At 42.2% G+C, this 15,529-nt stretch carries 13 protein-coding genes; 8 read left to right on the forward strand and 5 right to left on the reverse strand.

Annotated elements, in window-relative coordinates; translation table 11 throughout:
• Positions 1-461: 461 nt before the first annotated feature.
• Genes NSQ54_02955 through NSQ54_02985 form a run of 7 tightly spaced genes read left to right on the forward strand, consistent with a single transcriptional unit; the run spans position 462 to position 6,259 of the window.
• Complete coding sequence (locus NSQ54_02955; GenBank protein ID WYP27093.1) at positions 462-2,882, forward strand: Na+/H+ antiporter subunit A; 2,421 nt, start codon at positions 462-464, stop codon at positions 2,880-2,882.
• Positions 2,869-3,294: a Na(+)/H(+) antiporter subunit B gene (locus NSQ54_02960; protein WYP27094.1), complete on the forward strand. Its 426-nt coding sequence runs from the start codon at positions 2,869-2,871 to the stop codon at positions 3,292-3,294. Before NSQ54_02955 ends, NSQ54_02960 begins: the two co-directional genes overlap by 14 nt.
• Positions 3,294-3,632 (forward strand): Na(+)/H(+) antiporter subunit C, encoded by a 339-nt coding sequence (locus NSQ54_02965; protein WYP27095.1) that lies wholly within the window; start codon positions 3,294-3,296, stop codon positions 3,630-3,632. The genes NSQ54_02960 and NSQ54_02965 overlap by 1 nt, the downstream gene beginning before the upstream one ends.
• Positions 3,625-5,106, forward strand: a complete 1,482-nt coding sequence (locus NSQ54_02970; protein ID WYP27096.1) for a Na+/H+ antiporter subunit D — start codon at positions 3,625-3,627, stop codon at positions 5,104-5,106. Before NSQ54_02965 ends, NSQ54_02970 begins: the two co-directional genes overlap by 8 nt.
• A 31-nt stretch (positions 5,107-5,137) precedes the next feature.
• Positions 5,138-5,614, forward strand: a complete 477-nt coding sequence (locus tag NSQ54_02975) for a Na+/H+ antiporter subunit E (GenBank protein WYP27097.1) — start codon at positions 5,138-5,140, stop codon at positions 5,612-5,614.
• On the forward strand, positions 5,614-5,898 hold the full coding sequence (locus NSQ54_02980) for a Na(+)/H(+) antiporter subunit F1 (protein ID WYP27098.1): 285 nt from the start codon (positions 5,614-5,616) through the stop codon (positions 5,896-5,898). Before NSQ54_02975 ends, NSQ54_02980 begins: the two co-directional genes overlap by 1 nt.
• Positions 5,876-6,259, forward strand: a complete 384-nt coding sequence (locus NSQ54_02985) for a Na+/H+ antiporter subunit G (GenBank protein WYP27099.1) — start codon at positions 5,876-5,878, stop codon at positions 6,257-6,259. Before NSQ54_02980 ends, NSQ54_02985 begins: the two co-directional genes overlap by 23 nt.
• 37 nt (positions 6,260-6,296) lie before the next feature.
• Here NSQ54_02985 and NSQ54_02990 read toward each other — a convergent pair whose 3' ends face one another.
• The gene (locus tag NSQ54_02990; GenBank protein WYP27100.1) at positions 6,297-7,106 is read right to left on the reverse strand and encodes a PRC-barrel domain-containing protein; all 810 of its coding nucleotides are present in this window, start codon (positions 7,104-7,106) and stop codon (positions 6,297-6,299) included.
• A gap of 187 nt (positions 7,107-7,293) precedes the next feature.
• On the opposite strand from NSQ54_02990, the gene NSQ54_02995 reads away from it, so the two are divergent.
• Positions 7,294-10,095 (forward strand): rhamnogalacturonan lyase, encoded by a 2,802-nt coding sequence (locus NSQ54_02995; GenBank protein ID WYP27101.1) that lies wholly within the window; start codon positions 7,294-7,296, stop codon positions 10,093-10,095.
• A 447-nt stretch (positions 10,096-10,542) separates the two neighbouring features.
• On the opposite strand, the gene NSQ54_03000 is transcribed toward NSQ54_02995, so the two are convergent.
• The 4 genes from NSQ54_03000 to NSQ54_03015 are packed head-to-tail and all read right to left on the reverse strand — an operon-like array spanning position 10,543 to position 15,339.
• Entirely contained in the window at positions 10,543-12,285 is a 1,743-nt protein-coding gene (locus NSQ54_03000) for a sugar-binding domain-containing protein (GenBank protein WYP28487.1), read from the reverse strand.
• 29 nt (positions 12,286-12,314) lie between these two features.
• Positions 12,315-13,166: a carbohydrate ABC transporter permease gene (locus NSQ54_03005; protein WYP27102.1), complete on the reverse strand. Its 852-nt coding sequence runs from the start codon at positions 13,164-13,166 to the stop codon at positions 12,315-12,317.
• Positions 13,163-14,044, reverse strand: a complete 882-nt coding sequence (locus NSQ54_03010) for a sugar ABC transporter permease (protein ID WYP27103.1) — start codon at positions 14,042-14,044, stop codon at positions 13,163-13,165. The genes NSQ54_03005 and NSQ54_03010 overlap by 4 nt, the downstream gene beginning before the upstream one ends.
• 29 nt (positions 14,045-14,073) lie before the next feature.
• Positions 14,074-15,339, reverse strand: coding sequence for an extracellular solute-binding protein (locus NSQ54_03015; protein WYP27104.1), 1,266 nt, complete (start codon positions 15,337-15,339; stop codon positions 14,074-14,076).
• Positions 15,340-15,529: the final 190 nt, after the last annotated feature.

A 15,529-nucleotide genomic window follows, 5' to 3' on the forward strand; every position in this document is an offset into this window, starting at 1 on the left:
AGAAATGGGTTTGTCGAAAAAACAAAAATTAGGGGAAATTGTTACGATTTTGAGACATGACCCAAATCTAGTCTCTATGAAGTGCATTCATGTGAAATTTATTATATACTTTTCATTGAAGAGTAATGGTTCTTTGTATTGTTTACGTTCCCATCTACACTTGAGTAACAAGTATGTCCACTTGTCATTAGGTTACTCCTACTTTCATAAAGCAATCCCTGCACGTAATCTATACCATGCTCATGTAGACTGCGCTTAATTTTGCACAGTCCTATTGGAATGGTCAAAATTAGCTTTTCCACGCGAATTCCATTATTTGCTTACATCATACACCTATATTACATCCAATTCAAGGACTACTTCACATCGTAAATGAAATCATGATGTGAGGGAATTAATATAAAAAAACGTCAGTATCTGAACATTCAGGTGTCCTGGTCGAAAATCTAGGAGGTCATGCTTTGAGCTGGTTAAATTTCGCCATATTTCTACCGATTCTGTACGCTGTTTTTATTCCATTCTTTTATAAGAAGGTACCCTCGGTTCACACAGGTTGGTTTGTCTTACCGATTCCATTCGTATTATTTATTTATCTCACAACCTCTATTCCGGATATCGCAAATGGCGGTTGGTTTATGCATACGGTTTCTTGGATTCCGTCCCTCGGTATAAACTTCACAACATATCTTGATGGGTTAAGCTTAATTCTAGCTTTGCTAATAACAGGAGTGGGAACGCTTGTTATTGCCTATTCAATCTTTTATCTATCCATGAAAAGAGAAGCCCTTCATAATTTCTATATTTACTTGCTATTATTTATGGGGGCAATGTTAGGTGTTGTATTATCTGATAATTTAATGGTTCTTTATCTTTTCTGGGAGTTAACAAGTGTATCTTCCTTCTTATTAATTGCTTTTTGGTATCAACGTGATAAATCACGCTATGGTGCCCAAAAATCTATGCTAATCACCGTAAGTGGTGGAATTTCCATGCTTGCTGGTTTTATTATGCTTCATTCAATGACTGGGTCTTGGAGTGTACGTTACATTATCGAAGAAGTAGGATCACTTTCTGACTCTAGTTTGTTTATTCCAGCCATGTTACTAATCTTACTTGGAGCCTTTACGAAATCAGCCCAGTTTCCTTTCCATATCTGGTTACCTGATGCGATGGAAGCACCAACTCCAGTTAGTGCGTATCTTCACTCAGCAACCATGGTTAAAGCAGGAATTTATCTTGTTGCTAGATTCACGCCTGTTTTTGGTGGAGAGGCAACCTGGTTCTGGATCGTAAGTATGATTGGACTCGTCACGCTGTTCTGGGGTTCCTTTACCGCAGTTAGACAGACGGACTTAAAGGCTTTACTTGCCTACTCCACAATCAGTCAGCTTGGAATGATTATGAGTATGCTTGGAATGGGGTCGGCTGCATATTATTTTGCTCCTGATTCCAAAGCGTTTGAGTATTCATCAATGGCAATCCTTGCAGCGTTGTTTCATCTAATTAACCATTCAACCTTTAAAGGTGCTCTCTTTATGGTGGTTGGAATTGTCGACCATGAAACAGGGACCCGAGATATACGTAGACTTGGCGGTTTAATGACCATTATGCCGATCACGTTTACCTTTGCTGCGATTGGAAGCTTTGCGATGGCAGGGTTGCCACCGTTTAATGGATTCCTGAGTAAGGAAATGTTCTTCTCTGCTGTACTGACGGCATCAGATCTTGGCATCTTCCATATGGAAACGGTTGGACTGATGTTTCCAATCATCGCTTGGGTAGCAAGTGTACTCACATTTGTTTATTGTATGATTCTTGTCTTCCGAACGTTTACCGGAAATTACAATCCGGAGAAACTTGAGAAAAGCGCACATGAAGCTCCTATCGGAATGTTGATTCCACCAGGTATTCTCGTTTCATTTGTTGTTGTCATTTTCTTCTTTCCACAAACAATGGCTGATTACATCTTAAATCCAGGTGTGGAGGCTGTATTGCCAATACCAATAGAAGATGTTAATTATTACACTCAAATTTCTGCGTGGCATGGCTGGCATGCACCTGAACTTTGGATGACTGTAGCTGTAGTAATCTTAGGAAGCCTGTTATTTGTATTCCTGCGTAGCTGGCAGGGTGTATACAGCCTGTTCCCAAGAGACTGGTCATTTAACACGGTATACAATGCCATTCTTGTTGGCTCAGAAAAGGGCTCAGAGAAACTAACTGAAAAATATATGACAGGATCATTAAGACATTATCTGCTGTATATTTTCGCTTTCTTAATTCTGGCAGTTGGAACTGTCATCTTTGCTACAAATGGATTTGTGATTGACAGGTCTAATGATGCACCTGTGAACATCTACGAATTGATTCTGATTAGTATCATTGCCATCGCAGCCGTTGGAATCATCTTTGCCAAATCAAGATTAACTGCCATTATCTTAAATGGTGTACTTGGTTATATGGTTGCCATCTTCTTTGTTATCTTCCGTGCGCCGGATTTGGCTCTTACACAGCTCGTAATTGAAACAGTGTCAGCTGCCTTGTTCCTGTTATGTTTCTTCTTCCTTCCTGAATGGAAGAAAGAGAACGTGACTCGAAAGGTGAAAGGTTTTAACCTAGTGATTTCACTAGGTGTCGGTACAATTGTGACGCTTGTGATGTTGTCTATTCAAGGCAATCGATTATTTGATAGTATTTCAAGCTACTTTGAAGATGCCTATAAGTTAGCTGGTGGTAAAAATATCGTAAACGCCATTTTGGCTGACTTCCGTGCATTTGATACGATGCTTGAAATTCTTGTACTAGCAATTGCAGGACTCGGAGTCTATACATTGATTAAATTAAAATCGTCGGAAGGGAATGATAAACGTGAAAGTAAATGATGTGATTCTACAAACTGTCAGTAAGATAGCTACGTTTATCATTCTCACTTTTGGTGTCTACTTGTTCTTAGCTGGACACCATGAGCCCGGTGGTGGGTTTATCGGTGGCTTAGTGCTCGCATCTGCCTTAGTTCTGCTGTATCTTGCCTTTGATATACAGACTGTAGAAAAGGGAATTCCGATTAACTACCGTCTGATGGCTGGGATTGGTGTTCTGGTTTCTGTTTGTACAGGTATTAGTTCGTTATTCTACGGAACGAATTTCTTGAATATGGAGTTCGATTACTTTAACCTTCCGATCTTTGGAGAGACTGAGCTAACAACAGTTACGATCTTTGAAATTGGCGTATCTCTAGCTGTTATCGGGACGGCGCTAACAATTATTCTAAGCATAAGTGAGGATGTTGATTAATGGAGACACTTATGGCGTTATTAGTTGGATTATTATTCACGGTAGGAACCTACATGGTTCTATCAAAAAATATTGTTCGTATCATTCTGGGCACTGCAGTCTTTTCACATGGTGCGCACTTACTGCTTATTACAATGGGAGGATTAAAGGGAGGCGCAGCTCCATTACTTGATCAAGGTAATGATGCTTTTGTCGATTCGTTGCCTCAAGCTTTGATTCTAACCGCCATTGTTATTAACTTCGGTGTAACGGCATTTTTCCTTGTGTTAGCTTACAGAGGATATACCGAGCTTGGGACAGATGATATGAATCAGCTAAGGGGGAATAAAGATGAATAATCTTGTTATCTTCCCGATGCTCATTCCGGTCATTGCGGGACTTATCATGATTGTCTTTAGACATCAAATTACATTCCAGCGGGTATTGAGTATCGTTTCTACACTTGCGATTGCAGGAGTAACGGTTGTTCTGATTCAACAGGTTAAGGCTCAGGGAATACAAACCATTCACCTCGGAGGCTGGGAGCCACCATTTGGAATTGTGTTTGTAGGAGATATGTTTGCACTTATTCTTGTACTAACCTCTGCAGTTGTTGCGATTGCTTGCTTATTTTATGCTTTCTCATCAATTGGAAGGAAACGAGAGACGTTTTACTTCTATGCCTTTGTACAATTTTTACTTGCAGGTGTCATTGGGTCATTCTTAACTGGAGATTTGTTTAACTTATTCGTCTGCTTTGAGGTGATGTTACTCGCTTCGTATGTGTTAATCGCGCTTGGTGGCGAGAAGATTCAGTTAAGAGAGTCATTAAAATATGTATTAATCAATGTTCTTTCTTCCATGCTATTCCTTATTTCGGCAGGGTTTTTGTACGGGGCTGTTGGAACACTGAACATGGCTCAGTTGGCTGAGCGTGTAGCTGAGGCGGAGCAGGGAGGAATTTTAACAACGATTGCCATCTTATTCCTCATTGTCTTTGGCTTAAAGTCTGCGTTGTTCTTATTCTTCTGGCTGCCTGGTGCATATGGAGCTCCACCAACTGCTGTAGCAGCACTATTTGGTGCTCTTTTAACGAAAGTAGGTATCTATGCATTATTTAGAACCTTTACGTTGATTTTCCCACATGAGCCCGGTATTACTCATACATTGCTAGGGATCATGGCGGGCGCGACCATGCTGCTAGGAGCAATAGGGGCCATTGCTTATCAGGATATTAAGCGAATTGTATCCTATAATGTAATTGTAGCGGTTGGATTTATTATTGCTGGACTGGCGATCTTTACAATGCCATCGATTGAAGGGGCAATTTATTACTTGATTCACGATATGATTGCGAAAGCCTTGTTGTTCTTGTTGGCTGGTACGGTGATCTACCTTACGGGTCAAAAGTGGTTAAAAGAGATAGGCGGTTTGATTCGTCACTTCCCTGTACTCGGTTGGACATTCTTCATTGTTGTTCTTGCATTAGCTGGTATTCCACCGCTAAGTGGATTTATTGGGAAGGTTCTTGTCACACAAGGAGCCATCATGGAAGGATCTTACGTGCTTGCAGCGATTGCGCTAGGCTCAAGTATTCTTGTTCTTTATTCACTCCTTAAGATTTTCAAGAACTCTTTCTGGGGAGAGGCTATTATGGGCAAGGAAGAGATGGAGCCACTTAAGTTGGGCATGCTGATTCCATGTGTGTTCCTAGCTGCACTAAGTCTTGCATTTGGTTTAGGAATCGAAGGGATCTCAGCTTACGTCACGCAAGCTGCAGAGACTTTAATGGAACCTTCCAAATATATTGATGCTGTTCTCTATAACCAGTAAGCTACCAGCTTAAAAGAAAGAAGGTGAAGAGTTGTCTATCCAGTTACTTTTAAATATATTCATTGCTCTCCTATGGGTGTTCTTGCAAGACTCGTTTGAGATTACAAACTTTATTACAGGATTTCTAGTTGGGTTGAGTTTAATCTTTATCATGAGAAGATTTTTTCCAACACCTTTTTACCTTAAAAAAGTCTTCTCGATCATTCACCTGCTCTACCTGTTTATTATGGAGCTTATCATTTCAAGTGTCCTGATCATCAAACAAATTCTTCGCCCGAAGTTAAATATCACACCAGGTATTTTTAGCTTCGAGACGGAGCTTGAAGGCGACATGGAAGTAACAGTGCTTGCATTGTTACTAACCTTAACGCCGGGATCCGTTGTACTTGAAATTGCAGAAGACAATAAAGTGTTCTATATACACGCGATGGACATTCCTGAGTCCAGAGATGCGGTTCTTAAAGCAAAAGAAACGTTTGAAAAAGCAATTATGGAGGTGACAAGATAATGTTAGAAGTTGTAGGGTACATTGCTTTAATCTTTCTCTCCATATCCATTTGCATCGGGCTATACAGAGTCATTAAAGGTCCTTCTATGCCGGATCGAGTCATTGCCCTTGATACAATCGGTATTAACTTAATTTCTGCAGTAGCGGTTATTTCAATTACTCTTGATACAGGGGCTTTTCTAGAGGTTATCTTGTTACTTGGAATTTTATCCTTTATTACAACTGTAGCCTTTTCAAAATTCTTGGAGAGGGGTGTAGTCATTGAGCGTAAGCGGGACAGGTGAGATCATTGCAGCCGTTCTGATCTTAATTGGAACATTAATGAGTGTCATAAGTGCGTTTGGACTGATTCGATTACCTGATGTGTACACCCGTTCTCATGCAGGGACGAAAAGTGCGACACTTGGAGTATTATCTACATTAACAGGAACGTTTATATTTTTCTGGTTCGTAAATGATTTTATAAGTGTACGTTTGATTCTAGGAATTGTGTTTGTATTTCTAACAGCACCAGTGGCAGGTCATTTAATTAGTCGTGCAGCTTATCATTCAGGTGTACCAATGACTGAAGACAGTGTACAGGATCAATTAAAAGAAGATATGGACAAGAAGAAAAAAGCAGAAGCAAGAAAAGAAGAAGAATGAAAAAGCCGACTGGATGCTGATCCAGTCGGCTTTTCATTTAGTTAGCCTCTTCCCAATAGGGAGAACGGTCATAGTGAGCGTATAATCTGCTCTCGTGTTCTCTTGTAAATGGCTCGTGAATTTCATAATCAGGTGCACTTTCAATTAATTCTTTTTCAACGCTTACGGTAATGGTTTTATCCTGCCAAGAAATATCTGTGATCCATTCAGCCGCGAGTGGAACCGGTTCTCGTGTGAATGTTCCACCAACATCTACAATAATGTAGTTAATTGTCCAGTCATGTTCATTTAACATAAAGTCCAATGCTTTACCGACCTCACCATTCTTGGCATGAATCTTGTACCCGCGCAAATCATTAATACTTTGCAGCGTATTTTGTTCTGTCTGCTGCGTCATTGCATCTTGTTCATCTTCTGTACGATTAAGGTTAGGATTGGCAACCGGATGTGGCACCATCATGCCAGGTGCCGCAGGGTAAGCTCCAGGGGATCCTAGTCCCGCGCTTGCTCCACCTATTGGCGCTCCCCAATAATGTCGCCATCCATAATGATCACGAAGCTCAGCTTCATATTGACGTGAAACGGGTTCGTGTGCAGAAGGCTTAGGGCTATCTTTAATTTGTTCTTTTGTTAAATTAACATCTATTCGTTCATTTTCCTGTTCAATTGAAGTAACGGATTCAGGACTTAGTAGAACTTTTCCACCAAAAAACCAAGTACGCGTATCTCCAACAAAGTAACGAAGGGTAAATGTATCGGATTCAAAATAGAGATCATCGATTGAACCTAGCTCGCCGTCTGTGGCATTCATTGAAAAGCTTTCTAAGGTTTTTGCTTGAATAAACATTCTACTCTCCCTTTCCACATGAATCATTTATTTGTACTCTGTATAACCGCTTTCATCTGTTTTGAAACACGTGAGCATTTGTAGATGCAGGTTGGGAAAATTTCAGAATGTATGAATGATCCAACTTCTACTAAGAAAAATCATGTATAATGAAAGCGCTTTAATCAATTACATAAGGAGGAGTTCTATGTCGAAAAAAAGGCGTAGTAAGAAGGTTTTAGTCGGACTTATGGTTGGGGTATTGGCATGTGGGAACATATCCGTACATGAAGCGTTAGGGGAAGAAAAGATGCATGAATTATCCGTAACAGAAGTGACAGACACCGAAGTCAAATTGTCTTGGGAAAAAGAAAAGGGTGCAGAATCTTATAATGTTTACTGGGCCGATAAAGACACAGAGAACATGGAGTACCGCTTAGTTGATAATGTAACGGACACGACTTACACCTACGAACGATCCACACATATTCCTCACTATTTCAAAATAGCTCCAGTTATCAATGGAACCGAACAAGAGACGTCAAACACTGTACGATCGAGTATACAAAAGGAATTTAATCCACAGCTTGAAGAACTAGATCGTGGAGTCGTTGCTGTTGCAACATCTGAAGGGGTTTTTCTTAGCTGGCGATTAATGAAGGAAGAAGCAACCGGACATTCAGATACAGGTCTAACCGGGGTAGACTTCCATGTGTATCGGGATGGAAACAAAATTGCTGAAGTGACGGACAGCACTAACTATCTAGATGCTAGCGGTACGGAGGGATCTGAATATACCGTGAAAGCTGTTGAAGAAGGCGCTGAGATCGATGAAAGTGAGCCGGTCAGTCCGTGGGCTGATGGTTATTATGACCTGCCTCTTCAAAAGCCTGAAGATGGAGTAACGCCAGCTGGTGAGCACTATACGTATCATGCAAATGATATGAGCGTAGGTGATGTGGATGGGGATGGACAATACGAATTTATTGTGAAATGGGATCCATCTAATTCGAAGGACGTTTCTCAAAAAGGATATACAGGAAATACGTATATCGATACGTATACCTTTAGTGGGGAGTTGTTATATCGCATTGATCTAGGTGTAAATGTTCGATCTGGTGCACATTATACGCAGTTTCTAGTTTACGATTTTGACGGTGATGGCAAAGCTGAAATGATGTTTAAGACAGCGCCTGGCACAAAGATCATTAAGTATTCTGATGATGGGACGGTAGAATCAGAAGAGTACATCACGATGCCGGAAGAAGATCTAGCTGAAGGCTATAGCCATGAAGATGATTACCGTATGAGCTCAGATGATTACTACGAGCATTTGGTAGAGATGTTTATGGGCTGGCACGAGCATGAGGAAGTAGTTGCGGGCAATTGGCCAGAGACACTGGAAGAAAGCTTTGGGATTGACCCTCAATATGAGTACCCTCTATCAAAAGAAGATGCAGAAGCGTTAGTTGATCATTTTATTGACGATTATGCGCCCTCTCGTAGCAGCCGAAATGATCTTCGTGATTTCGAAGGTTTTATCGTTGATGGGCCTGAGTACTTAACTGTCTTTGAAGGAGAGTCAGGTAAAGAGTTAGAAACCATTCACTATAAACCAGGTAGATCCGATGATGGCTTAATGTGGGGAGACTACGCGATGGCACGTATTGAGCCAGGAAATCGTGTAGATCGGTTCCTCGCGGGGGTTGCTTATTTAGATGGAGAAAAACCTTCTGCTGTATTTGCGAGAGGGTACTATACGCGAACAACACTTGTTTCATACGATTGGAATGGGAAGAATATAGAAGAAAAATGGTATGTAGACAGTGGCTGGACGCCAATGTCCAACCCATTTAATGATGGTCCACACGGAACAGATGGAACAGATGAGGAATTTGGGACGATTACCACACAAGGGGCGCATTCCTTAAGTGTTGCTGATGTAGATGGGGATGGAAAACACGAAATCATTTACGGAGGAGCAACCATAGATCATGATGGCTCTCTTCTCTATAGCTCATTTGATACGCTCCCTCCTGGAAGTGGTAATCCTGGGTCTGAAGCAAGACTTGGACACGGAGATGCACTTCATGTAGCCGACGTCAATCCAGATCGACCAGGGCTTGAAAGCTTTATGGTATTTGAGGGTGGACAGTGGGCTCCTTATGGATACGCGTTGCGTGACGCTGAATCGGGTGATGTTCTTTACGGAGGTTACACAGGTAGAGATACAGGCCGAGGTATGGTAGGGGACGTGAATCCAAATACAAGAGGACTTGAAACGTGGGCCGTTGGTTTATGGACGGCTGATGGTGAGAAGCTAAGCGACAGAATGCCTGGCACAAATTTTAACATTAAATGGTCTGGTGATCTTACTACTCAAATTGTGAATGGTTCCATTGATCAGACACCAACGATTGATGATTGGCAAAGAGGCAGACTTCTTACTGCAGAAGGGACCCTCACAAACAACTATACAAAAGGGACGCCTTCGCTTGTAGCAGATATCTTTGGTGATTTTCGAGAGGAGCTTCTTGTTCGCACAACAGATAGCTCTGCGATTCGAATTTATACAAGTACAGAGGTGACTGAGCATAAGCTGTATACACTGATGCACGATACACAGTATCGGACCGGGATTGCATGGCAGAATGTCACGTACAACCAGCCTTCTTATCCTAGCTTTTATTATGCATCAGATATGGACTGGGAGTATGTACCTGTGTCAGAGACGGAGCAGCAGGTGGATCCACTTGGGGAGCTGGAGTCTTCTTTAACGGCTTTTGTGGATGCGGGAGATGTGACGGAGCCTTTATCCAAGACGTTATTTAGAGAAATTGATCGGGCGAAAATTCATGCTGAGAGTGGATCGAAGAAACAGATTATAAGAGGCATGGAGGCATTTAAAGCAGAGCTACATGAGGATAAGAATAAAGCGTATGCTACTGATGAAGCGAGAACGGTGTTAACGGAATGGGTGGAGCAGGTTATTGATGAATCATCTAATTAATCCGGGAGAACGTTGAGCTTAGAGCTTCGACCATCGCTACCGAGATGGGGGCACGCTTTCCATGGGCGGGCGCTGAACTAAACCGGCTACGCCAGGTTCATTTCACCCCTGCCCTTTCCTCCCATAGGAGTCGGCCCCCATGCCGTCCGCTTTTATGAGGCGCATGCATTTATTTTGCGGGAAGAGATGTTTTGGGATGGAGCTTCGGCCATCGCTACCGGAATGGGGGCACGCTTTCCTAGGGAGGGCGTTGAACTAACCTGGCTACGCCAAGGTCATTTCACCTTTGCCCTTTTCTCCCTCAGGAGTCGGCCCCATGCCGTCCGCTTTTATGAGGTGCATGCATTTGTTTTGCGGGAAGAGATGTGAAAGGCATGCTTTCTAAAAAAAGGGCGAGTGATTCGATTGATGAATCACTCGCCCTTTTTGATTAATTTTAAGGATGGTTCAGACTCTATCTTTCCCTACTGTTATCGCCCGAATCTTTTCTATGTCTGCTTTTGGCTCTCGGTCGTAGGTTAGGAGCCCGTTTATTTCTTGTTCTACGTCTGTGAGCTGTGTGTAGCAAAAGCCTTTGACGAGAGGGGATTCGTATAATGCTTCGATCACTGCCGTGTATCCTTTGAGAAACTCTTCCTCGTTTGTTGCATGAGAATATCCCCAGCCGTCCCAGTCGCTTTGTTTAAACGAGATTCCTCCAAACTCCGTGACGAGTATCGGCACATCTGAGTATTGGTAACCTGGCGCATAGAGTTTTTTTCCAGAGGGAAGAAAGCTAAGAGCCCCTTCGAGTGTCTGATACCTCTCTTTAAGAACGGCTTTAGAGGCTTCGTAGTCGTGAATGGTACATAGATCTGACTGCGTATGCTCCCAGCCGTCATTTGACATCACCAACCGCGTCTGATCAATTGATTTAGTTAGATGATACATGGTCGCACTGTGATGACGCTGCTTGGCACTTGTTAATAAATCCGGGACACCCCAGCTTTCATTTAAAGGGACCCAGGATACGATACAAGGATGGTTGTAATCACGCTTAATGACTTCAAGCCACTCGTTGGTTAACCGTTTAACCGCTCGATCACTATAGGCATAGCTATTAGCCATTTCACCCCATACAAGCAGTCCAAGTCTGTCAGCCCAATAGTAATAGAGTGGATCTTCAACCTTTTGATGCTTTCTCGCCCCGTTAAAGCCCAGTTGCTTTGTCAGCTTGATATCCTGGATGAAGCTCTCTTCAGATGGAGCTGTAAGAATGCCATCTGGAAAGTAACCTTGATCTAAAACAAGCTTCATATAATAGGGTTTGTTGTTTAAATAAACCTCACCATTTGAGACAGACACTTTTCTCATTCCAAAATAACTTTGTACCTCGTCCACAACACGGCCTCCATCATGGAGCTTGAAGGTAACATCAAAGAGGGAGGGATTCTCCGGACTCCATAGCCACTCTTCATGCTGTGTGGCCGGATGAACAATCGAGTACTGTCGTTGGCCCTGCTCAGAAAGAACAGAGATGCGGTCGTTCACGATGATTGTACCGTTAAAAGAAATGGCGACCTCAAGCTCAAGATTCGTGGCTCCCCCAAGAACGTGATAGTCTAGCTTGATTTGCTTCTCATCAATATCAGGTGTGAATTGCACGTGAGACAGATGGCTTTCATGCACGGTTTCTAGCCAAACCGTCTGCCAAATGCCTGTTGTTCTTGTATAGAATATGCTTTCTGATTCTTCCTTCCAATACTGCTTGCCACGTGGCTGATCCAGGTCAGTAGATGAATCCACCGCTTGAACAACCACCTCATTCTCACCAGAGTCAACAAGCGAGGTTACGTCCAATTGGAAGGACGTGTGACCCCCTTGATGAAATCCAGCTAGCTGACCATTTATCCAAATCGTAGCCTCGTAATCGACTGCTCCAAAATGAAGGAGATAAAGAGATTTTTTTTCTTTTTGTAAGCGGAATTGACGCTTATACCAGACTCGGTCATGGAACGTTTTATCATGTATGCCGCTTAATGCAGCCTGGTAGGCAAACGGAACATGGATGGACTTAGAAAATGAATGCTCCTTGTACCATTTCTCAGTGATCCCAACAGCATGATCATCATATTCAAATAACCATTCTCCATTTAAATTCGTCCACTTAGGCCGTTTGAAATGTGGTCTTGGATACTCCGTACGAATCATAGTCAATGAGCTCGCTCCTTTTTAATGAGTTATCCTTTTATTCCAGTAAAGCTGATCCCTTTCACAATCTGTTTCTCAAAAAGCAAGAAAGCGATGATAACTGGGATGGATGCAAGTGCGTTCACCGTCATCGGAAGAATGTAACTCTCTGAATAGTTCGAGTTAAACATTGGAATTCCTACTGGAAGTGTATAAAGAGATTCAGAGATAATCGCCAAGTAAGGCCATAGGAAGTTATTCCACGAACCAATAAAGGTTAGAATTCCAATGGCAGCAAGTGCCGGCTTGGCTAGTGGCAACACGATATTCCAGAAAAGACGAATGTCTGTGCAGCCATCAATCTGCGCACTCTCAATCACTTCATTAGGTACACCATCAAAGAAGCTTTTCAAGATAATGACCCCAAGCGGAGCCGCAATCATTGGAAGAATCAAACCACTATAGGTATCCAACAAATTCATTGCCCCAATGATCTCATAGAGAGGGATAATCATAGCTTCACCAGGAACCATCAAACCCGCAATAAAGAATACAAAAAGCGCGCGGCGATAACGAAATTTCATTTTAGATAACGCAAACGCAGCCAGTGAAGTAAGGACAAGTGTTAGTATCGTAGTCACGATCCCTACAAAAAAGCTATTCCAGATCCATAAAAAGATATCACTTCCACCGATCACATCAATGTAATTCACAAATGTATAAGGAGGAAGGAACCACTCAAGCGGAGAGGCAGCAGGCTGACTTTCGGGCTTGAGTGACACAAAAATCATCCAAAAGATCGGGAATAAAAATAAGAAGGTCATAAACAAGGCCAGTATGACCTTAGGTAATCGAAGCGGATCCCGTTTTTGAGATAATGCCGACTGTTGCTGATTACTCATATCATTCGTCCTCCTTTACCGCCCAGGCGTAGTTGAACTAATGAGAGAAGGAGTAGGACAACAAACAGCAAGTACGACATGGCAGCCGCATATCCAAGGTCATATCTCTCAAAGCCCATTTCGTAGATGTACAGAATGATTGGTCGTGTTGATGTACCAGGTCCTCCTCCTGTAATTAAAAGAATTTGTCCAAATACCTTAAAGGATGCCAGTACCTGAAGTAATAAGATCACTCGAGTAATTGGAAGGAGCTGTGGTAACGTAATTTTCCAAAACATCATCATTCGAGTAGCACCATCTACTTCAGCTGCTTCATATAAATCATCCGGGATATTCTGCAGGGAGGTTAGGAATAGAATCATATTAAACCCGACCGTCCACCATAACGTCACGCCAATAATACTAACCCAAGCAAGGGATGGCTCTGCAAGCCAAAAAGGCTCCTGATCAATGCCAAAGGCTTGGATTAAGTTGTTCACTACACCTGTATAAGGCTGTAGCATGAAGATGGCCACATACGAAATAACAGAGACTGATAGAATACTAGGGATAAAAAAGGCCCCACGTATTAATGTACGAAACCGTGTATTTAAATTCGCAAGCAAGGCTAGAAATAAGGCTAAGATCACCATCGTTGGTGTAGACAAAACCACAAACAGCGTGGTATTACCAAAAGCTTCCCAGAAGTTCGGATCCGTTAAGACATTCTGATAATGTGCGAGTCCAATAAAATCCTGTTGCTCAATGAGTGTCCAGTTAAAGAAGCTCATCTGCATCCCTTTAAAGATGGGAAAGACCGTAAATGCAACATACACAATAAAGAAAGGAAGAATAAAAGGGAGCGGACGTAATTCGTTTTTCCATGATTTCTTGTTCAAAGGGCACACCTCCTTATGCGTACATATTTTTATCGAATCGTCACTTCAAGGTCATTAATCATCTTTTGAATGCCTTCTTCAGGCGTAAGTCGACCAGCCATAATTTCATCCAGGCTGCGTGTCATATCTGTTTCTGCAGCACTTTGATAGATGGTTTGATCCGTGTACACAACATCAGGAGAGATGGATGCGTAGTCAGAGCGATAGGGCATATCCTGATATTCCTGTGACTCGACAATCTCAGGCTTAGAAGGGATGTGACCAGCTTTTGCCCACTCAAGCCCGCTGTCACTAACGTATTGGATAAACTCCATTTTTGCTCGTTGACGTTCATCTGTTGTTTCAGAGTGAATGGGCATGATCAGCGTATGCGAACCACCCTGTGCTGCATCTACATCAAATAGCTGTGGAAATGGAACCGCTGTAAAAGGCAAGTCAGCAGCCTCCCAAATACCCGTGCCCCATACTCCTGTCATCAAGCTGAAAGCATTACCAGATTGAAAGTTTTCATAAGGGTCACTTAAATGCATAGGTATCACGTCTCCAAAAAACTGTAAGAGATAGTCTGCAGCTTCTACGGCAATCTCTTCATCGAGCGTAATTTCCGGATTCGTTAAATCATCAGAGAAGATCGGTGTTCCACCCATTTGAAAATAGGTCATCCACCACCAACGGTACACATCGAGTCCACCTGTTGGAATGGCGATTCCCGTCTTGTCAGGTAAGGCCTCCGTGGCTTCTTGGAAAAAGTGTAAGAAACCTTCTGGTGTTTCTTCAATGATCGGTTGCCCATCATCATCTAAAAGGCCAGCTTCTTCTGCTAGCTCGGTGTTAATATAGAGAATGAAAGGGTGAGAATCAATAGGAACCGCATGAAAGCTTCCTTCAACCTCCATCGCATCTTGAAGATTCTCATAAAAATCATTAAAGTCCAGTCCAACCTCCTGTGAGAGATCATTCAGTGGTTCGGTTAATCCTTGGTTCACGAGTTCCGGTAAAACAGCAGCATGTGATACCGCAACATCAGGTCCACGGTTCGCCGCAACACTAGTAACGAGTTTCGTATAATAATCATCAAAATCCTGTAAGATAATGTTTACATAGATATCGTCTTGCGATTCATTAAAGGATGTAACAATGTCTTGCATGTAACTTAAATCTCCTCCACCGAACAATACCCAGTAATTCAGTTGAATCCGACCATCACTTGTTGTGAGTTCTGTGCGGTTGCACGCAGTTAAAAGAATGAGAGAGCAGCTTACGACCAGTAACCATTTTTTACTTTGACCAATCATCTGTTAATCTCCTTTCTAAAACAAGTCTGGTAAACGCTTTCAAAAAATGATGCTCGCATTAACCTATTCGTATAAATAGATTAGTATAAGCGGGTAAAAAGTTAATTTATACGTACCACTTTATCACCGGGCGATTTGTAAGTCAATTTACAATTTACTAACTTCTTATTAAAAATCATTGATTAGCTGA

The organism is Alkalihalobacillus sp. FSL W8-0930 (genome assembly GCA_037965595.1).
Classification (GTDB): Bacteria; Bacillota; Bacilli; order Bacillales; family Bacillaceae_D; genus Alkalicoccobacillus.